Annotated in this window: 14 protein-coding genes; 9 read left to right on the forward strand and 5 right to left on the reverse strand. The window is 39.6% G+C overall.

Annotation, left to right across the window (positions count from 1 at the left end; genetic code table 11):
* Nucleotides 1-30 precede the first annotated feature (30 nt).
* Nucleotides 31-3,786, reverse strand: coding sequence for a BamA/TamA family outer membrane protein (locus J4N24_RS23680; RefSeq protein WP_207536227.1), 3,756 nt, complete (start codon nt 3,784-3,786; stop codon nt 31-33).
* Nucleotides 3,776-4,702, reverse strand: a complete 927-nt coding sequence (locus J4N24_RS23685) for an SdiA-regulated domain-containing protein (RefSeq protein ID WP_207536228.1) — start codon at nt 4,700-4,702, stop codon at nt 3,776-3,778. The genes J4N24_RS23680 and J4N24_RS23685 overlap by 11 nt, the downstream gene beginning before the upstream one ends.
* A 175-nt stretch (nt 4,703-4,877) precedes the next feature.
* On the opposite strand from J4N24_RS23685, the gene J4N24_RS23690 reads away from it, so the two are divergent.
* Entirely contained in the window at nt 4,878-6,083 is a 1,206-nt protein-coding gene (locus tag J4N24_RS23690) for a Pycsar system effector family protein (RefSeq protein WP_207536229.1), read from the forward strand.
* Nucleotides 6,084-6,135: 52 nt separating this feature from the next.
* On the opposite strand, the gene J4N24_RS23695 is transcribed toward J4N24_RS23690, so the two are convergent.
* On the reverse strand, nt 6,136-6,771 hold the full coding sequence (locus J4N24_RS23695) for a DUF2652 domain-containing protein (protein WP_207536230.1): 636 nt from the start codon (nt 6,769-6,771) through the stop codon (nt 6,136-6,138).
* 163 nt (nt 6,772-6,934) lie between these two features.
* Between J4N24_RS23695 and J4N24_RS23700 the strand changes: the two genes are divergently transcribed.
* The 6 genes from J4N24_RS23700 to J4N24_RS23725 all read left to right on the forward strand — a co-directional run bounded on the left by J4N24_RS23700 (nt 6,935) and on the right by J4N24_RS23725 (nt 13,715).
* Complete coding sequence (locus J4N24_RS23700) at nt 6,935-7,135, forward strand: hypothetical protein (RefSeq protein WP_207536231.1); 201 nt, start codon at nt 6,935-6,937, stop codon at nt 7,133-7,135.
* 219 nt (nt 7,136-7,354) lie between these two features.
* A complete protein-coding gene (gene dnaE, locus J4N24_RS23705; RefSeq protein ID WP_207536232.1) occupies nt 7,355-10,930 on the forward strand; it encodes a DNA polymerase III subunit alpha in 3,576 nt (1,191 codons plus the stop codon).
* Nucleotides 10,931-11,045: 115 nt separating this feature from the next.
* A complete protein-coding gene (locus tag J4N24_RS23710; RefSeq protein WP_207536233.1) occupies nt 11,046-11,675 on the forward strand; it encodes an outer membrane beta-barrel protein in 630 nt (209 codons plus the stop codon).
* A gap of 89 nt (nt 11,676-11,764) precedes the next feature.
* Complete coding sequence (gene trxA / locus J4N24_RS23715; RefSeq protein WP_207536234.1) at nt 11,765-12,085, forward strand: thioredoxin; 321 nt, start codon at nt 11,765-11,767, stop codon at nt 12,083-12,085.
* Between the two features lie 114 nt (nt 12,086-12,199).
* Nucleotides 12,200-13,123 carry a DUF58 domain-containing protein gene (locus J4N24_RS23720; protein ID WP_207536235.1) on the forward strand — a complete coding sequence of 308 codons (924 nt, stop codon included), beginning with the start codon at nt 12,200-12,202 and terminating at the stop codon, nt 13,121-13,123.
* 58 nt (nt 13,124-13,181) lie between these two features.
* Entirely contained in the window at nt 13,182-13,715 is a 534-nt protein-coding gene (locus J4N24_RS23725; RefSeq protein ID WP_207536236.1) for a hypothetical protein, read from the forward strand.
* A 45-nt stretch (nt 13,716-13,760) separates the two neighbouring features.
* Here J4N24_RS23725 and J4N24_RS23730 read toward each other — a convergent pair whose 3' ends face one another.
* Both J4N24_RS23730 and corA read right to left on the reverse strand, forming a co-directional pair.
* Nucleotides 13,761-14,639, reverse strand: coding sequence for a manganese catalase family protein (locus J4N24_RS23730; RefSeq protein WP_207536237.1), 879 nt, complete (start codon nt 14,637-14,639; stop codon nt 13,761-13,763).
* A 246-nt stretch (nt 14,640-14,885) separates the two neighbouring features.
* Complete coding sequence (corA, locus tag J4N24_RS23735; RefSeq protein ID WP_207536238.1) at nt 14,886-15,839, reverse strand: magnesium/cobalt transporter CorA; 954 nt, start codon at nt 15,837-15,839, stop codon at nt 14,886-14,888.
* 278 nt (nt 15,840-16,117) lie between these two features.
* Here corA and mnmL point away from each other — a divergent pair, with 278 nt between their 5' ends.
* Entirely contained in the window at nt 16,118-17,074 is a 957-nt protein-coding gene (gene mnmL, locus J4N24_RS23740) for a tRNA modification radical SAM protein MnmL/YtqA (protein ID WP_207536239.1), read from the forward strand.
* A 612-nt stretch (nt 17,075-17,686) separates the two neighbouring features.
* Nucleotides 17,687-19,075 carry an ammonium transporter gene (locus J4N24_RS23745; RefSeq protein WP_207536273.1) on the forward strand — a complete coding sequence of 463 codons (1,389 nt, stop codon included), beginning with the start codon at nt 17,687-17,689 and terminating at the stop codon, nt 19,073-19,075.
* Nucleotides 19,076-19,129 lie beyond the last annotated feature (54 nt).

The following is a 19,129-nucleotide window of genomic DNA, read 5'->3' on the forward strand; positions in this document are numbered from 1 at the left end:
ATTTCTGAGCCGCTTTTTTATTGCCTTTAATTAAAAAGCGAAGCCACCATTGATGGAAAAATAGCCTCCTTCTTTAGACATTCCGTAACCTGCTGAAACGAGAAACTTATTGTAGAAGTTAACCCATATACCTGGCCCATAACCTGTGTGCCAGGTATTCTTCTCAGGATTATCAGAAAATACTCTTCCCGAATCAAAGAAGCCGAAAACTCCGTATGTCCCTGTCAAAAAGTAGTTTCGTACGTTAGATACTGTTAATCGAAGTTCTGTATTGTTGAACAAATAGCTCCTGCCTGCGAACCTGTTATTTCTGTAGCCTCTTAAATATGTATTGCTTCCCAATGAATTAGCCTGAAAAAACTTATAATCACCAATATTCGTAGCAGCGCCAAATTGAACCGCAAGTGTCATTGGGAAACTAAAATTAGGTGTTCCATAAAAAGCAACATTACTTTTTAGCTGTAAGAAGTTGTGACCTGTTCCTCTGACTTCAGAAAAATACCTTGCGCTGTTAAACCATCTAATACCGCGAGTAGGAAAAATCTCCTGATCTACATAGTTAAGATTGGCAAAGGTGTTTACGGTTGCGAAACGGGAAGGATTATCGGTGTCCTTTTTATCCGGAAAATCCGCACTAGTAAGGAACCTGTTATCTTGTTTTTCCAGCCAGTAGTGCTCATAACCCGGCCCGATTCCTACTCTGAAAGCTTCTGTGAAGCGTTTCTGATAGAAGGCAGCAAGGCTCAAATTCTTTGTCCTTACCCTGAAGAAGTCGATGTCGTCCCCAATGTTAGGCGTCGAGTTACCCTCTCCGTAATAGTTGAAAGTATATTTAGGTCCATTGAAAGAACTGCGTATCAGCAAGTCGTTGTTTCGTTTAAAGAGTGAATAGAAATCTCCCTTGTAGTTTATTGTATAGGCTCCTGTTTTAGGTGCATAATTTGCTTTAACTGTTTGTTTGTAGCTGTAAGGTTGCTTTCTAAATCCGTAGTGGACCCTTGAAAAACCTGCCCCAAAAAAGAAACCATCGTCTGCATTGTAATCGAAAGACGGAAGGGGAGTAGCTATATCATAGTTAAACCAGTTTGGATCATAATAGTGAATGTAAGGGTTACCTGATAATTGAGTGCGAAGATTGTCTCCTTTATCTATTTTGTTACCTTCATTGCTGTCATAAAAAACAATTGAATTGCCCAGGGCTGCTTCACTCTTATCGGCAATAAAGTCTTTACCTTCACCTCCCACAACTCTGACCTTTATTTTAGATTTGTCTCCGCTTGCAACGATACTATCTCGTCCGCTAAGTGTAAAGATCTGAATTTCATCAGTTTCGGTTTTTTTGAAGGTTCGATCATAAATAGTTTGTTCAATCTTTTCTTCGCGGTTGATCTTGTTGATTTTTATCCGTGTGCTATCTCCGAGGCCAATGATTTGCACAAACTCCTTTTTGTCGGTGCCGGAGATGCGGACTTCCCTGGCGAGCTCTTTGTAGTAATCTTCTGCAACTTGTGTTATCTGGCTGCGTCTTGCTTTCAATTTGGCACTTATTTCCTCTCCAGACATTTTATATGCTTCTGGAGGCATACTCCTTACAGCCGAATCAATAGTTGCATCTGTTAATTTGCTCTTAATATCGTTAGAGATTTCCATCCATTCATTGGAGGTTAATTTATTTAAGAAGTTCCTGTCCAGATTTCGGGCTGCGGTATTTATTTTTTTAACGTTTTTTATTCTGTCTGTGAACGCTTCAATGCCCGGGGCTATGCTGCTTACCAATGACGGGATAAAACCGTCGTATTTAGAAAATGCCTGATCATGATCACGAGGAATAGGACGGAATAACGAACCTTTTTCCTTTTTAAATTCGGCCCATCGCCATTGGTCCTCATGGCGGTCCCAGTCATTGATCAACATATCGAATAGCCTTGCTCTCAGGAACATCTTCTGGTCTACTTCGTTATCATTGTCCTCACGTATTTCCTCATACATTTTCCGGGTACTAACAGCTTTATCTGCATTTCCAAAAGCTTTTACCCCTGATACGTCTTCGTCGGGCCTTATTTCGATGGTTCCTAACTTGCCTCCCACTTGCTGAATGTAAGGCCCAAGCAAACGGCTTGCCGGCATATACACTAGCTGGGGATTAACATAATAGATGCCGATCTTTTTAGCCATTGGCGGAATTACCAAACCTCCATAAGGGTTTGCCGAAGATATCTGATCCTGAAGGAAATCTTCGGCAAAGGTTTTTACAAGTCCCTGCGGGAGCAACGAACTAGGATCTTTACTGATAGATCTGAACTGGTAAAGCTTTCCATCTTTTCCTTGTAGCTGTAAGGAGGTTGTCTGTTTTCCTCCACCCATTTTTATCGGGGTTAGTCCTCCTCCGTAGGTTGAAAGGTCGAGATATGGCGCAGTGACGGGCACTGCCCAGGTATCACGATAGTGTTCACCATACAGGCGTCTTCTATACCCGCTGGCCTGATACTCTTCACCTGCTGCAATAACCTTTACACTGTCTTTATAATTCAGCTGTTTTTCTTCAGCCAGTTCTACTTTGCCTTTGGGTGGAATTGCATACAGTGGAGTCCGGAAAACAAGTTTGCCTGTCGACCCGTCTCCTTCAGGTTCCCAGAATTCCACCCAGCACTGACCGTTATCGTAGTAATTCAAACGGGCGAAGCCTTTATCTCCATGAGCAAAACTAGCTCCATTGCCTTTTACCAGGGGACTTGATTTTGATCCTGCACCACTGATAATATGGTTCAGGTTCTCGTATTTGTTAAATTGTAAAGCGTGCTCATGCCCCGTTGCCATCACAACGTTCGGTTCGTCTGCAAGAATGGCAAGTAAACCCCGTTTCAACTGCTGATAGTCCTTGTTGGAAAGGTCCTGGGGGGAAACTCCATATTTCCGCATCAGGGGATAAATTGATCCGATAACCGGAAGTGGAATATAGGCCCTATCTCGTATAAGGGTTAATGGGAATATATAGTCTTTTAGCGAAAAGAATCCTCCGTGTGTACCATTGGTAAACAAGGGATGATGTTGAGCAAGCAAAATATTTTTTCCTTTGTTACGAACGATAATATCTTTCACTTGCTCGATAACTTCAAGACGACTTCCTGCAGTACAGCCATTGTCGGGGGCTATCGGCTTTTCATATTTATGCAACCACCATTCACTGTCGATAAGGATCATTACCAGATCTTTATTCACCTGTAGCTCGACAGGCCCGGGACAACCATTGGTAGGTATGAAGGTATCTCCGTCGTTCAGATATGCTTCTACGAATGCTTCTTCGCGATTAACTGCTGCCAGCCCTCCCGGCCTCATCTCGTTCCAGTCGTGATTTCCGGGGATGAAGATCTTTTTGCCCCTGAAGTTTTTTACAACCTTCATCTGTTCAACTATTCTTCGCTCCTTTTCCTTCCGGTCTGCCGCTTCGGGCTCTGGTAAACCGGTCTCGTAGATGTTATCTCCAAGGAATATTATAATATCTTCTGGCCTTGAATAATTAGTATCTGCTGCCGAAAGAGTTGTTCTTGTACTATCATAAAGTTGTTTCTGCAATAATTTCAAAACAGGTTCCTGCCGGTTATCACTAGGTTTTCCAGCATCTCCTATTAAAAAGACCGAATATTTGAGTTTTATAGAGTCGGGTGGCGAAACTTCATTCCACTTTGATTGATTCTTCGCGTAATACGGCTTCAAGCTTATGCAGCTGCTTAAGGGAAGGAAACTTAACAGAACGTAAAAAAAGCACTTCACTAACTTACTCTGCATAATTAACCTCTATTATATTAGCTGGAAATTTTTTTCCTTCATTCGAGATATATAGCTTACCATCTGGTGAAAAGGCGAGCCCCTCGGGCTGGCTGAATTCTTTACCATCAAATTCCAATATCCGTGTTATTTTACTGGTCTTATCAAGGATCGCTATTACATTATTTAAAGAAGATAACGCATAAAGTTCTCCCGTTTGAGGATTAAGGGTGATCGCAGATGTCCGGAATACCTCGTTTAAGTTTTTATTCCCGACCGTCTTTAGTAGTTTTTTCGAGAACTCTTCCAGCTTGTCGCCGGAAAAATAACTCTCCACTTCTGTCAAACTGATGGAATAAACAGCTTTCGTATTGAGGGTTTTTGTTTTTAGATCAAAAGCGTAAATGTCTTTGTGAGATTTATCTCCGTCAAGGCTCAAGTCCTTCACTGATAACAGGAGGCGGTTATTTTTTTGATCATATGCCAACCCTTCCATGTTGTTTTCTGAGCTAAGCGGTGTTTTGTAAACCGTAGGCCTGGAAATACCCGCTTTAAAATTTTTCATTTCGTACAACGTACCATTGCTCTGCAGGACGTAAAGATCGTTACCTGCGATAACGAGATCTTCATAGTCTTTCCCCTTCCAAAAATCTTGTTTCTTTACGATTTCTTTTTGAATGAGATCATAGTAATAAAGGATCCCTTCTTCATCTTGAATAGCGATAACGGTATGGTCGTCCAGGAAAGCTATTCCAGAGATCTCTTTAAGTTCCATAGGTAATGGATAAAGCTTTGTGTCGTCTGGTTCGAGCACCTCTTTATCTCTCTCTGATTGCTCGGTCTTATCCTCCTTTCCGGCTTCTGACCGGTTTTTACTGTCGGAGTTTTGACAGGAAGTTAAAAAAGCTACTAACAAAAAAGCAAATATTCTGTTCATTGGATGTTCTGATGATTAGTGCTGTAACATTAAAAGTTTTATAATAACCCGCATTATAAATTATAGTTTTAAGCTTTGGGAAGAACTAATTGCCGGAATTTTGAGTTTTGGTCGGCAAATAAAAAAGAACTTTCCTTTGCAGCGATATCATCTTTAATAAAAACAGTTTTTTTAAATGAAAAATAATAACCCTATTGTTAAAAGCGCTCAGGAGTTTGTTTTCAATTTACTGCGCGAGAAGTTAAAACCAGACTTTGTTTACCATAACTATAAGCATACATTGCAAACCGCAAAGGCATGCCGTGAACTGGCAGAAGCCTATAATCTAACCAGTCGCGACTTTGAAATCTTAATGCTTGCAGCTCTTTTTCACGACACCGGTTACACAGAAACTTGCCAGGGGCACGAAGAAGTAAGTGTTAGAATACTGAAAGATTTTCTAAAGAATGATTATCCGCAGGAAGATATAAATAAGATTGAGGATTTGATCTTATCGACGAAGGCGTCCTCAAAACCGAGCGGTACGCTTCAGGAAATACTACATGATGCGGATTATATAAATATGGGTAAGAAGCGGTTTGCTGAACGTGCAGAGTTGCTTCGTATTGAGTGGGAGAGGGTGTTGAATAAGAAGTACACCGATTTGGAGTGGGCGGAAGAACAGTTAGGTTTTTTGATTTCAAAATCTTTTGTAACGGAAGAAGCTACGGTTCAATTTGGCGACTTTAGAGAGGAGAACATAAGGAAGCAGCGTGAAAAAATAGAAGTTTTGAGAGTTGAGTATGAAAAGTTGAAGGTTAAGCTTGAAAAAAACACGCCGGACAATAAGCCGAAAAAGGAAGGTCGCGGAATTGAAACTCTTTATCGTGCAGTTTATTCATATCATATCAATCTCAGTTCTATTGCCGACAATAAAGCCAATATAATGATCAGTATTAACACTATTATTATTTCACTGGTAATAACGCTCTTTGGTTCTGGCTATACTTTTTCAGGGCAGGATGAGTTCGGCAGTCTTCGCTTTGTAATACCTATTGCACTTCTGTTGGTAACAAGTTTACTCGCTGTAGTATTTGCTATATTATCCTCAAGGCCTAATGTTACTACAAAAGAACGTTATGAGCTTTCTAAAAAGGATAGCAGTATTTTGTTCTTCGGAAATTTCGCTCAATTGCAGCTTAATGAGTTTTTGGGCAGAATGAAAGAATTGAAGGACCGGAATGATGAATTGTATGACAGTATGACGGTAGATATTTATTACCTGGGTGCTGTATTGGTTAAAAAGTATAAGTTGTTAAGCTGGTCTTATAATATCTTTATGGGTGGCCTCATCCTATGTGCAATGGGCTTCGTAATAATAATGATGTTCTCCTATGGTTAAAAACCTTCGGGCTAAGCAGCAAGTGCTGCTTGGCTCTTATAATTCGTGTCAGTTAGGGCTTTACCGGTTGAACTGCCTCGATGAACTGCCGCTGGTAAGGAATATAGTAATAATGTACCTGTCCCAAATGATCATATTCTTCTGTGCCTTGCTTTAGCTCGTCCCAATGGAACCAAAAACTTACATCTTTCTTTTTTATCTTATTCAGGTAGCTTTCCGTTAAAAGGATATATTCGTATTCTTCGATTCCGTTTTTCAAAAGTTTATGAGTGATTATTACATCTTCTCCTATAAGCTTAGTTCGTCCTTTAATATTGGCAGAGCTAATATGACCAAAATGGATAATGATCTTTAATCCAAGTCCTCCATTCGCCAAATGCTTTTCATAATTCTCAGGATCTTCTTTTTGCACAACGTCAATGTAATTGTAAAAAGTTTCAAATAAGCTTTGACACTGTTTTGCAACTTGCTTAATAGCAGGCAGTCTACCTGTTCTGTAAAAGAAAATAGCATCCCCCTCGATCTCTCCTATATTCATACGCAGCATGTTCGCATTTATCAACCGCCTGAGTAGTCCTGCAATGAAGTCCTTGCTAAAGGAAATATCTGCCGTGGCGATAAATTTCGTAAAGCCCGTGATGTCTGGTACGCAAAAAAAAGCTGGTAAAATGTCGTCGTTTTTTTCCATATATTGGATATACGATAAGCATTTAAGAGCCGTTTTTGTTTGTTAGGTTTAAAGGCTTTGAAAATATAATATTGATTTTTTGCAGAATTAATTGTTTCTTAAAAATCAATTCCTAATTTTATAATTATCTTCCTAACTATCCTATTATTGAAAAATATTACATATGAAAAAACACGTTCAACTTTCTGAAGGGCAGAAGCTAGTATTTAAAGGTAAAGTTTTTGACGGCTTTGATTCCAATGATCCTTACCTTGTTTTCCTCGGTTATGATAGTAGTGGTTGGAATGATCTTTGGGTAGATTATCAGGGTAGGAAGCTTATGGTGAGAACTGAGGATGTAGAGCTTACAGAGGAAAATATTTAAATAGGATTAGAAAGCTTTTAAAGACAAACTTTAATCCTGATCTTACTAAGTATTCCATTAGCTTCAGGAGGATATATGCTTTTTTATCGGCCTTCAAATCTTGTTTCAAAATAGGGTATTGTGGTTTAATTCTCTTTGTTTAAGTCACATTTTCTCAACAGCTACTTCCAAAAACAATAAAATCCGTAACTTCGAAATCGTCTTTTGAATGATTAGCTGATGCCGGAATTTTCTCATTTACACGTACATACACAATTTTCACTGCTTGATGGGGCTGCGGATATTTCCCGGCTTTATAAAAAAGCTGCGGCCGATGGAATGAAAGCCCTTGCTATTACTGATCATGGTAATATGTTTGGTGTATTCAAATTTGTAGCTGAAGCAGCAAAGCACAATGTAAAGCCAATTGTAGGATGTGAGTTTTATGTTGTAGAGGACCGTCATAAAAAGCAATTTACCAAAGAAAATAAAGACGTACGTTGTCACCAATTATTTCTTGCTAAAAACCCTACCGGATATAAAAACCTAGTAAAGTTATGCTCTTACGGATTTATGGAGGGCTTGTATAGCAAGTGGCCTCGTATTGATAAAGAGCTTATTTTAAAGCATCACGAAGGTCTTATAGCCACTACCTGCTGTATTGGAGCGTCTGTACCTCAGGCTATCCTGAAAAAGGGTGAGGAGGAAGCTGAGAAGGAGTTTAAGTGGTGGCTGGATATTTTTGGCGAGGATTATTATATAGAACTGCAGCGTCACCGTATTCCTGAGCAGGAGATCGTAAACCAGGTGCTTTTGAAGTTCGCGAAAAAGTACAACGTAAAGATCATCTGCTCGAATGATTCACACTACGTAGATCAGGAAGATTCCAATGCTCACGATATTTTGTTATGTGTGAACACAGGGGATTTGCAGAGTACGCCAATTGCTACCGATGAAGAAGGTGGTAAAGGGTATCGCTTTGGTTTCCCTAACGATCAGTTCTATTTTAAAACGCAGGCAGAGATGGCTCAGCTGTTTCATGATCTCCCTGAGTCGTTGGATAATACAAACGAAATAGTAGATAAGGTAGAACACCTAAAGTTGAAGCGGGACATCATGCTTCCTAACTTTCCTATTCCTCAGGAATTCAAGATTCACGCCGATGATGTTTTAAACCAGTGGGAATTTCTACGTCACTTAACAATGACAGGAGCCCGTCGGCGGTATGAAGTAATTACACCCGAAATTCAGGAGCGCCTGGATTTTGAGTTAAACACGATAAAGATTATGGGTTTTGCCGGATACTTCTTGATTGTATCCGACTTTATCAAAGCTGGGCGCGATTTGGGAGTGTTTGTAGGGCCAGGCCGGGGTTCGGCAGCTGGTTCGGCAGTAGCCTATTGTATAGATATCACCAATATTGACCCCATTAAATATAATCTTCTGTTTGAGCGTTTCCTTAATCCAGACAGGAAGTCGATGCCCGATATTGATACGGATTTCGATGATGAGGGACGCCAGAAGGTAATTGATTATACGGTAGACAAATACGGGAAAAATCAAGTAGCTCAGATTATTACTTATGGTTCAATGGCTGCCCGTACCAGTATTCAGGACGTTGCACGTGTATTGGATGTTCCTTTATCAGAGGTAGCTGCGCTTAAAAAGCTTGTTCCAGACACCTTAGGGATTACTCTTAAGGATGCATTTGCTCAGGTGCCAGAGCTTCAGGATATCCTAAAAGGGACTGATCTGAGAGCGAAAGTTCTAAAGGAGGCTGGAAAGCTTGAAGGTTCGGTTAGAAATACGGGTATTCACGCTGCGGGTATCATTATTGCCCCGGAAGATCTTACCAATATTATTCCGGTTGCTACGGCTAAAGATTCTGATCTTTTAGTTACGCAGTTTGACGGTAAAGTGATAGAGGATGCTGGCGTTATCAAAATGGACTTTTTGGGTCTTAAAACGCTGACTATTATCAAGGATGCCCTCCGTATGATTAAGCGTAATCATCACGTAGATATTGATATTGATTACGTTTCGCTAACGGACGAAAAAACATTTGAGCTGTATCAGCGCGGAGATACAAACGGGACATTCCAGTTTGAAAGTGATGGGATGCAGATGTATTTGCGCGAGCTAAAACCGGACAAGTTTGAGGACCTGATCGCCATGAATGCCTTGTATCGACCGGGACCAATTGAGTACATTCCGAATTTCATCGCGCGTAAACACGGTCGCGAAATTGTGCAGTACGATTTGGCCGATATGGAAGAGTATTTGGCCGATACTTACGGGATCACAGTTTACCAGGAGCAGGTGATGCTTCTATCGCAGAAGCTGGCCAACTTTACCAAAGGTGATGCTGACGTTCTGCGTAAGGCGATGGGTAAAAAGGACCGGAAAACGTTGGATAAGCTGAAGCCTCAGTTTATTGAAAATGCCAAGAAGAATGGCCACGACGAGAAAACCCTTGAAAAAGTTTGGACTGACTGGGAAGCTTTTGCATCTTATGCATTCAATAAGTCGCACTCTACCTGCTATGCATTCGTTGCTTATCAAACGGCCTATTTAAAGGCTCATTATCCTTCTGAATATATGGCTGCGGTTTTAAATAACCAGGGCAATATTGAGAAGATTTCTTTCTTTATGGAAGAGTGCCGGAAAATGGGTGTCAATGTACTAGGTCCGGATATCAACGAGTCTGACTTCAGCTTCGGTGTAAATAAGAAGGGGGAGATACGATTTGGAATGGCGGGAATTAAAGGTGTAGGTGAGAAGGCGGTAGAGAGTATTATTGAGGAAAGAAGGATCAATGGCCCATATGCGGATATTTGTGATTTCGCCAAAAGGACAAACTCACGCACGGTTAATAAAAGAGTTTACGAGAACCTGGTTTATAGCGGTGCGTTTGACTGCTTTGGTTTTCACCGGGCACAGTTTTTCTTCAAACCAGAAGGCGCCATGTTAAATGGCATTGAGAGACTCATTAAATATAATAGTGACTATCAGAATAGTTTGAGTACTTCACAAGCCTCGCTTTTTGGTGGGACTTCTGATGCTCAGATTGCGGAGCCGCAATTAATGGACTGTCCGGAATGGGGACTGATTGATAAGCTGAAATACGAACGCGACATGATCGGTATCTATTTAACGGGGCATCCGTTGGATAATTATAAATTTGAGATGGAGCACTTCTGTCAACATCGTGTAGCTCATCTGTCTTTAATTAACAAAGCTAAGAGTGGTGAGTTGTCAGAGGTTGATACAGAAGAGTTTGCTAAGATTAAAAACAGAGAACTTGTAATCGGGGGACTGGTATCAAGCGCTTCGCACAGGACTACCAAAATGGGTAAGCCTTTTGGTGCTATGATGTTTGAAGACTATCACGAATCTTTTGAAATTGCTTTGTTTGGAGAGGATTACGTGAAGTGGAAGCAGTTTTTCACTGAAGGTTATTTCTTGCAGATCAGAGGAACTGCCTCTGAGAGGTTCAGGCAGAAAGACAACTGGGAGTTTAAGGTTACTTCTATTACACTTTTATCTGATCTTAGAGATAAAATGTCTAAAAGTCTTACTATTCAGCTTCCACTTCAGGAGCTTTCAAGTAAGCTGATCGACGATTTAGACGAGATGTTCAGAGTGAATGCCGAGCAGTATCCTAACCGTAACTGTGCATTGAAATTCACTGTTTACGATAGGATTAAGGAGGAGACTGTTGTGATTGATATGCCCTCGAAAACTTTCAAAATATTTCCTGGGAATGAGTTTTTAGATAAGTTACAGGAACATAACATCACGTATAAATTAAACTAGGAGTTTGTTTTACTATTGTTTAACATCTTTTAACTATTTTTCTAACTAAATTAATTTTTATTTAACATGCAATAACTATATTGCATTAAATAAACACACACACACTTAGACAATTATGAAAAAAACCTTATTCGCTGCGCTACTTGCGCTTGCCTGCACATTTACTGCCAAGTCACAAACAAAAGGAACGAATGCTATTGGGTTGGGAGTTAGTACTGAAGAATACAAGGACACCTACAAGGGGAACTCGTCTAGCACAACTACTAACCAAAAGCAGAACCGGTATTCCCTAACTTATGGCTACTTTTTTACCGATAATGCAAGAATTAAATTAAGCGGATTTTATGGCAAGCAGAAGTTTGATCAGGAAAATTCAAACTATGAAAATAGTAACAGCAGTTTTGGAGGCGCCCTAGCTTTGCAAAAGTACTATCCTCTATATAAAAAATTCTATGCCTATACAGAAGGTGGATTAGGATATTCACAAAATAGGACCAAATTTGTAAATTTTAGTGATCAACAAGAGTCAAAGATCAATTTGTATAGTTTAAATGCAGGGGGCGGAGTAGCCTTTTTTCCCTTCAAGCATCTTGCTCTTGAAGCTAATTTACTTAACGCAAGTGCTACGTATAGTAAAAATAGTCGGGACGAGAGTCCAAACCGCGATTTTAAAGGATCCTCCTTTAATCTTTCCACTTCTGGCTCTATAACAAATCTTGGTTTCAATATCTACTTCCTCTTTTAATCATTTCCCTGTCAGATTGTCTTGCTCCATTTGTGGTAAGGTTATTGATGATGTAAATTTGAATTCAATAACTGTTAATATTTATAATTATGGCTTTAGAAATTACAGATGCAAACTTCGAAGAAGTAGTGCTGAAATCAGATAAACCGGTTCTTATTGACTTTTGGGCTGAATGGTGTGGTCCGTGCCGTATGGTGGGTCCTGTAGTTGAAGAGCTATCTAAGGAATATGAAGGTAAAGCGATTGTAGGTAAAGTAAATGTTGACCACAATCCTGGTGTATCAATGAAATTTGGTATCCGTAATATCCCTGCTTTGTTGTTCTTCAAAAACGGCGAAATCGTTGACAAACAAATCGGTGCGGTGCCGAAATCAGTCCTTGCCGATAAATTGAGCAAGCAAATAGCATAACAAATAATATTTTAATAGAATGATTGAACTCCGTCCAGTTAATGGTCGGAGTTTTTTGTTTTAGAGCAATACTTTAAACCGCTAACTTTAATAATGTTAATTTGTACTTCTTGAATGCAGCCAGATTTAAATACTTATAAAGACTTGCAGGATTTTGGAGGCCTGGAGCTGATAGCCAAACAAGTGGTTGAAGGCTTTATTACCGGCTTGCACAAGAGTCCCTTTCATGGATTTTCTGTAGAGTTTGCGGAGCACCGCTTGTATAATACCGGAGATCCGATAAAGAATATTGACTGGAAGCTGTATGGCCGTACCGATCGTATGTTTGTAAAACGATTTGAAGAGGAAACAAACCTTCGTTGCCAATTGATAATCGATATATCTTCTTCCATGTACTACCCCAAAACGGACTTTAATAAATTGCTGTTCTCAGTTTACTCAGCAGCCTCTTTGATGTATTTATTTAAAAGACAGCGGGACGCTTTCGGTTTGAGTTTTTTTTCTGATAAAGTAGAGTTTTCTTCCCCGGCTAAGTCAACTACCGCTCATCAGAAGTTTCTATTCACGGAAATGGAGAAGCTGATTAAAAATGTGGGTAAAGATGTAAGAACATCTGTCTCATTAGCTTTGAATGAGATTGCGGAGCTTATTCATAGAAGATCTTTAGTTATGATCTTCAGTGATATGTTTGAAACTGGCACTGATGAAAAGGGCCTTTCCGATATTTTTTCGGCATTGCAACACCTTAAATATAATAAGCACGAAGTTGTTGTATTCAATGTTCTGGATTTTAAGCATGAGGTTAATTTTGACTTTGGAAATATACCTTATCATTTCGTTGATATTGAAACGGGAGAGGACATGAAGGTGCATCCACATCGGGTGAAAGAAAAGTATCAAGAGAGTATTGTGAGTTTCAGGAAAGAGTTGACGTTGAAGTGTGCCCAATATGGAATAGATCTTATAGATGCAGACATTAATAAAGGCTTTTACAACATCTTACACAGCTATTTATTAAAGAGAGGTAAGATGTTTTAATCGTTCTTCCTTAAATCTTAATGCTCATTCTTTTGTTATCCAAGAAAAGACAATTTCTATGAGCCACGTTTCTGAAGTTATACACGGGCATGTCGCTTCTCATATTTTTGAAGACGACGGGCAATTTCCTAACAATCCTAATTTGCCAGCACTAGTCTATAAAGGTGCTTTACATCTTCATCCTGGCGATGAATCGCAAGCTATTGTAGAGCGGTTTAAATTGAATAACTGGACCAATAGCTGGAAAGATGGAATTTTCGATTATCATCACTATCATAGCAATACACATGAAGTTTTAGGTGTATTTTGTGGTATGGCGGATATTGAATTAGGGGGTAAGGAAGGTGTATGTGTGGAGATCGTTCGTGGTGATGTTGTGATAATACCTGCTGGAGTAGCTCACAAATGCTTGAAGTCAAGCGATGACTTTTTGTGTATTGGCGCCTATCCTGATGGTAGTTCTTATGATCTTTTAAAGGGGGAGCCTGCTGAACACGAGAGAGCATTAGCTAATATATCTCAGGTGCCCATCCCTTCAACCGATCCGATTTTCGGTGAAGAGGGTCCTTTGTTTGAGTATTGGAAAAAATAAATAGAAAAAGAGATGCGGAAAGCATCTCTTTTTCATTAATAGCTATTATTTGCTAACCATATCACTGAGGGTTCCCAGGATACCGTCGTTGTTTGCCATTTGTTCTGTTTGAGCAAAGCCTTCGGGAGCAGGGGCACCCAATTTAGGTTCGTCTCCCAGAGGTTGCGCTTTTACAACTTTGAACTCTCCTTTGCCATCTATCGACGTGCCGTGAGTAAAGCGTGAACCCTCGTAAGTGAGCGCTTCATTTTCAATGTTGGTAGATACGAAAGAGTAATTGAACTGTTGATTTTCTTCAGCTTGAGGGAAACTGTTTGGAACAGGGTGAGCGTTGATTCCTCCAAGTTCTTCAATTACTGCTAGCCACTGGTTCTGGTGCATCGTATCTCTGGCGATCAGGAAGGAAAGCATGTCTTTCATCCCCGGATCGTCGGTGGATTTCCATAAACGAGTTGCCAAGGCCCTTCCTGTTGATTCTGCAGCAACGTTGGAGTACATATCAGCAACTGTGTTACCGCTGGCAACAATCCACGAACCATTAAAAGGAACTCCATTTGCGTCAGTTGCCATTGCGGCCAATCCTGCAGAAAGATAATGACGGGGATCCATTCCTCCCATTATTTCACCTACAACCGGGTTTTCTTGTACAATTTTTTCAACAATGTTTCCCGATGCCCCTTCAAGGTTTAAAGCGACAGCCGTAGATAGCATCTCGATGTGTGAAATCTCTTCCGTTCCAGTTTCCAGAAGCATATCCCTGTATTTCACCGGGCCACGGTTTCCCCATGCCTGAAATAGATACTGAAGACATACTCTGATCTCTCCTTCAATTCCTCCGATAGCTTGTTGAAGAAGTCTTGCAAATTGAGGATTTGGTTTTTCGACACGTACATGGTACTGCAGTCGTTTGTCATGATAAAACATAGTAGATGATTTTGTTAGAGTAAATAATTTGTTAATTATCAAAAGGGCTAACAGGTGTTATCGTGCTATGTTTAAGGTAATTAGGAATTGTTTGAATGTAAAAGAAAGTGCTTGTAATTTAAATTTCATACGCCGAAGCAGGCTAAGTATTTAACCCCGGCGTGGGTTATTGCACGGGTAATAAGTTCAAGCATTTTTGTTGAACAGGTAAATTTTCTCAAATCGGTTGGATTTTAAGCTGGAAGATCAAAGCCAATTCTTTTTCTTAAAATAAATCAAGGTTCCTGCTGAAGAGAGGATCATTAATAAAATAGCTAGCAAGTATCCATAATCCCATTCAATCTCGGGCATAAACTTAAAGTTCATTCCGTAAATGCTGGCAATGAGTGTTGGGGGCATAAAGGCAACGGTTGCAACAGTAAATATTTTTATAATATGGTTTTGCTCAATATTTACGAATCCCATAAAGGTGTCTTGCAAGTATTCAAGTCGCTCGAAGGCAAACTTATTGTGTTCAACGAGAGAACTAATATCTTTGATCATTATTCTTAAAACTCCCATATACTCTTCAGGGAAGATGGAGCTTTTCATTAAGGCAGAAACCAGACGTTGTTTGTCTATGATGTTTTCTCTTAAAGACATGGTTTCATTCTGAAATGAAGAGATTTGTATCAAAAATTCTTCGTCTGATCTCTTTTTTCTTAAGATTAACTGCTGATTAAGCTCTGCAATTCGTCTGGCAAGATTTTCAATCAGGTCGGCGTCGTTATCTATAGAGGTTTCTAGGATGGTAAGAAAAATCTGGTAACCATTTATGTAACTCGCAGGACTTGCTTTAATTCTTTTTACAGCTTCGCCGAAAGTTTTAAGATCATCATCGCGGTAAGTGAAAAGTATGCCTTTTTCTACGATGATAGATACCGGGCAATAAGCGAAGCCTTTCTCCTTGATAGATAAAAAGTTGGAGTTTATAATCAGCTCATCTTCCACTTCATTAAAACGTGAAGAACTTTCAATTTCCTGCGATTCTTCTTCAGAAGAGTATTTTATGTCAAAATAGGTCTCGACTGTTGCTTTCTCTTTATCTGTTGGATTTTGTAGATCTACCCAAATCAAGCTTTCGATAGGGATTTCTCTCAGTGAATCCAAATCGGTCTCCTTCGCCAATCTTCTATCTTTTTTGTAGTAAATCCTAAGCATAGGCCTTAAAAGTAAAAAGTAAAACCCGTAAGAGCAAGCAACGGCCTTATTAAGTATGGGATCACTAGATTCACTGTTGATTCCTAACGTGTAGGGAAAATATTAGTGGCTTTTGCAAGTAATTAAAGGCCGTTATTAAATTAGGCCTTGGTAAAGGATCCAAGAATCGTAAAAAAGCCTTTTTTTGTTAGCTAAATTGTTCAGCGGCAATCCGTTTTCCTATCTTTGAGGTTTATTTTACTGGTGTAGTTCAATCTGCACCTTATTTTATATAAGCAATGGGGACGCCGTTAGATTTTGGAGTAAAGCCGTACAATTATTATGGAGCGTATTTGAAAAAGAAATACGAAGGGAAGCGTGTGTTTAAGATAATAGTAGACGGTGGTTTTACCTGCCCTAATCGCGACGGAAGCAAGGGGTATGGGGGCTGTTCGTATTGTAATGTAGATTCTTTTACTCCTGAGCTATCCCGGAAAGGTCCCACCATCCGGGAGCAGATAGAAAAAGGTATGGAGAGAGCAATAAATGGATATGCAGCGGAAAAATTCATCATTTATTTTCAGCCTAATACTAATACTTATGCACCGACCCATTATTTAAAGATGATGTACGATGAGGCTTTAAGTATCGCTCCTGAGAATGTGGTCGGATTATCTGTAGGGACAAGGCCTGATTGTATAGATGCTGAAAAGGTTGCTCTGCTGGAAAGTTATATAGATCGCGGCCTTGATGTAGATCTTGAAATGGGCATGGAATCTGTTTATAATGACACATTATTAAGAATAAATCGCGGTTGTACACACGAAGAGTTGGAAACAGCCTTAAATCTGGTTCAAGATTCTCCTTTAGACGTGTGTGTGCACACTATTTTCGGGTTTCCCTGGGAAACAAGGGAGATGATGTTGAAATATGCCGATGAAATAAACCGTTTTCCTCAAATCAAGTTTGCAAAATTGCATCATTTGCATATTGTTGAAGGATCTATAATGGGAGTTCAATATAAGCGGAATCCCTTTCCTGTCTTTTCGATAGCAGAATATACGGATTTTCTTGCTGAATTTATTCCACTGCTCAGACCCGATATTGTCCTTCAACGCCTTTTCGGCCTGGCTGATTATGATCTGCTTATTGCACCTAACTGGGGATTAAAGAAGGCCGAGATCCAGACCTACATAGATAAAGAGTTAGAAAGACGAGGGGTTTTACAAGGAGCTAATTATGAAGCCCTGGTATAAGAGTCATGTTTGATAGGTTCAATTTATATTATCAATCCAAACCTTTCTCTCTTGTGTTCCTAATATTTATTCGATAATTACCGGCACTCCTGGGACTTTTCATACTATCTATGAAGTTGTTTTTAATAAAGTAGTTTTTATAGATTTATTTCTCCTCTCGTTGTTTTTCTGAAATCTTATTGCTGCACGAGCTATTTCCCAGGTCGTCTTTTCTTAACCCCAAAATTTCTTTCAGCCTTTCTGCTTTTCTCCTAGTTAAGTTCAAACCTTTAGAATTATTAGGACTCTCTTTTCTTTGTTATTTTTTTAGGCCTTATTGTTTAAACTCAGCTTTTGGTTTGTTTTTCTATAGTAACAGTTCGTTTTGCTGGTATAATCCTATTTTTACCATTATTAATTTTCTGTTTTTGACTTTTTTTAAAGTTTTGGGTATTTATAATCGTGTTTCTTCGTGTTTGTCTATTAAATCAGCCTGATTTGTCTTTGATTTTTGTCTTTTTGTAAAAAAAACATGAAAAATATTATGACTTTAAATGAAACTTGTTACTTTTACATCTATAATAATAAATGAAACAACAGTTTATTGTTAACAACACCAAAATAACAACCAAAATGAGTAAAAATGTAGTAAAACAAGCCGGACCATTCCTGGTTTTAGCGATTGCAGCAATCGCCGCGCTATTTATTCCTTCTCTTCCTGACTTTGACGGAAGTAAAGTTTACAACAGCTCCGACATCGCGTGGGTAATTGTGTCGACAGCCCTGGTATTCTTAATGACTCCAGCCTTGGCATTCTTCTATGGTGGGATGGTTCATCGTAAAAACGTGCTTTCAACCATGATTAAAAGCACTGTGGCAGCAGGAGTAGTGACGGTACTATGGATAGTGGTAGGATTTAGCCTTTGTTTCGGAGAATCAATCAACGGCTTTATTGGAAATCCTTCGACTTTCCTTTTCTTTAAAGGAGTTAATTCTGGAGCTCCGTGGAGTCTTGCTCCGACCATTCCCTTTACATTATTCTCATTATTTCAATTGATGTTTGCTATCATCACACCTGGTTTGGTTGTTGGTGCAGTGGCTGAGCGTATTCGATTTACATCTTACGTGAGTTTTATAGTTCTTTTTGGATTATTCGTGTATGCTCCCTTAGCGCATTGGAGCTGGCATCCCGAAGGCTTCTTGTTTAAAATGGGAGCATTAGATTTTGCAGGAGGAACAGTAGTTCATATTTCTGCAGGTTGTGCAGCATTAGCGGGAGCATTAGTTCTTAAGCGTCGTAAGGTACATATGGCGAATGAAGAAGTTCCACCAGCAAATATTCCCTATGTATTGATAGGAACCGGGTTGCTTTGGTTCGGATGGTTCGGATTTAACGCTGGTTCTGCTCTAGGAGCAAATGCCCTGGCTGTATCGGCATTCGCTACTACCAATACAGCAGCCGCGTCAGCTGGATTATCCTGGATGTTTTTCGATGTCATCCGTGGGAAAAAGCCCTCAGTATTAGGTTTCTGTATCGGGGCCGTTGTGGGACTTGTTGCAATTACTCCGGGTGCGGGTTTTGTAGCTATTCCTCAAAGTATCTTTATTGGCTTCATTGCGGCTATAATCTCAAATCTTGCTGTTTATTACAAACAGAAGTCAACACTCGATGATACCCTTGACGTGTTCCCTTGTCATGGATTAGGTGGTATGGTAGGTATGTTGCTTACAGGTGTATTTGCAACTAAAACAGTTAACGCTGCCGGTAATGATGGCTGGTTTTATGGAAATATTGATTTCTTTATTACACAAGCTAAGGCAATGTTAATTGTTGTAGGATATAGCTTCACAGTGTCTTACGGTATTTTCAAACTAATCAACTTGTTTCAACCAATTCGAGTGAGCTCAGAGGAAGAAGAATTGGGTCTTGATGAAAGTCAGCACAATGAAAAATATGTTCAAGGTACACTACTTGTTTCAGAGAACGGAGTAGTTGTTGAGAAAGAAGTGAAGGACTTCTAGAATCTTCTAATCTCGCACATTAATCATTATTCAACATTCGATAAACACTATTTA

This window comes from Desertivirga arenae (assembly GCF_017355785.1).
GTDB lineage: Bacteria > Bacteroidota > Bacteroidia > Sphingobacteriales > Sphingobacteriaceae > Desertivirga > Desertivirga arenae.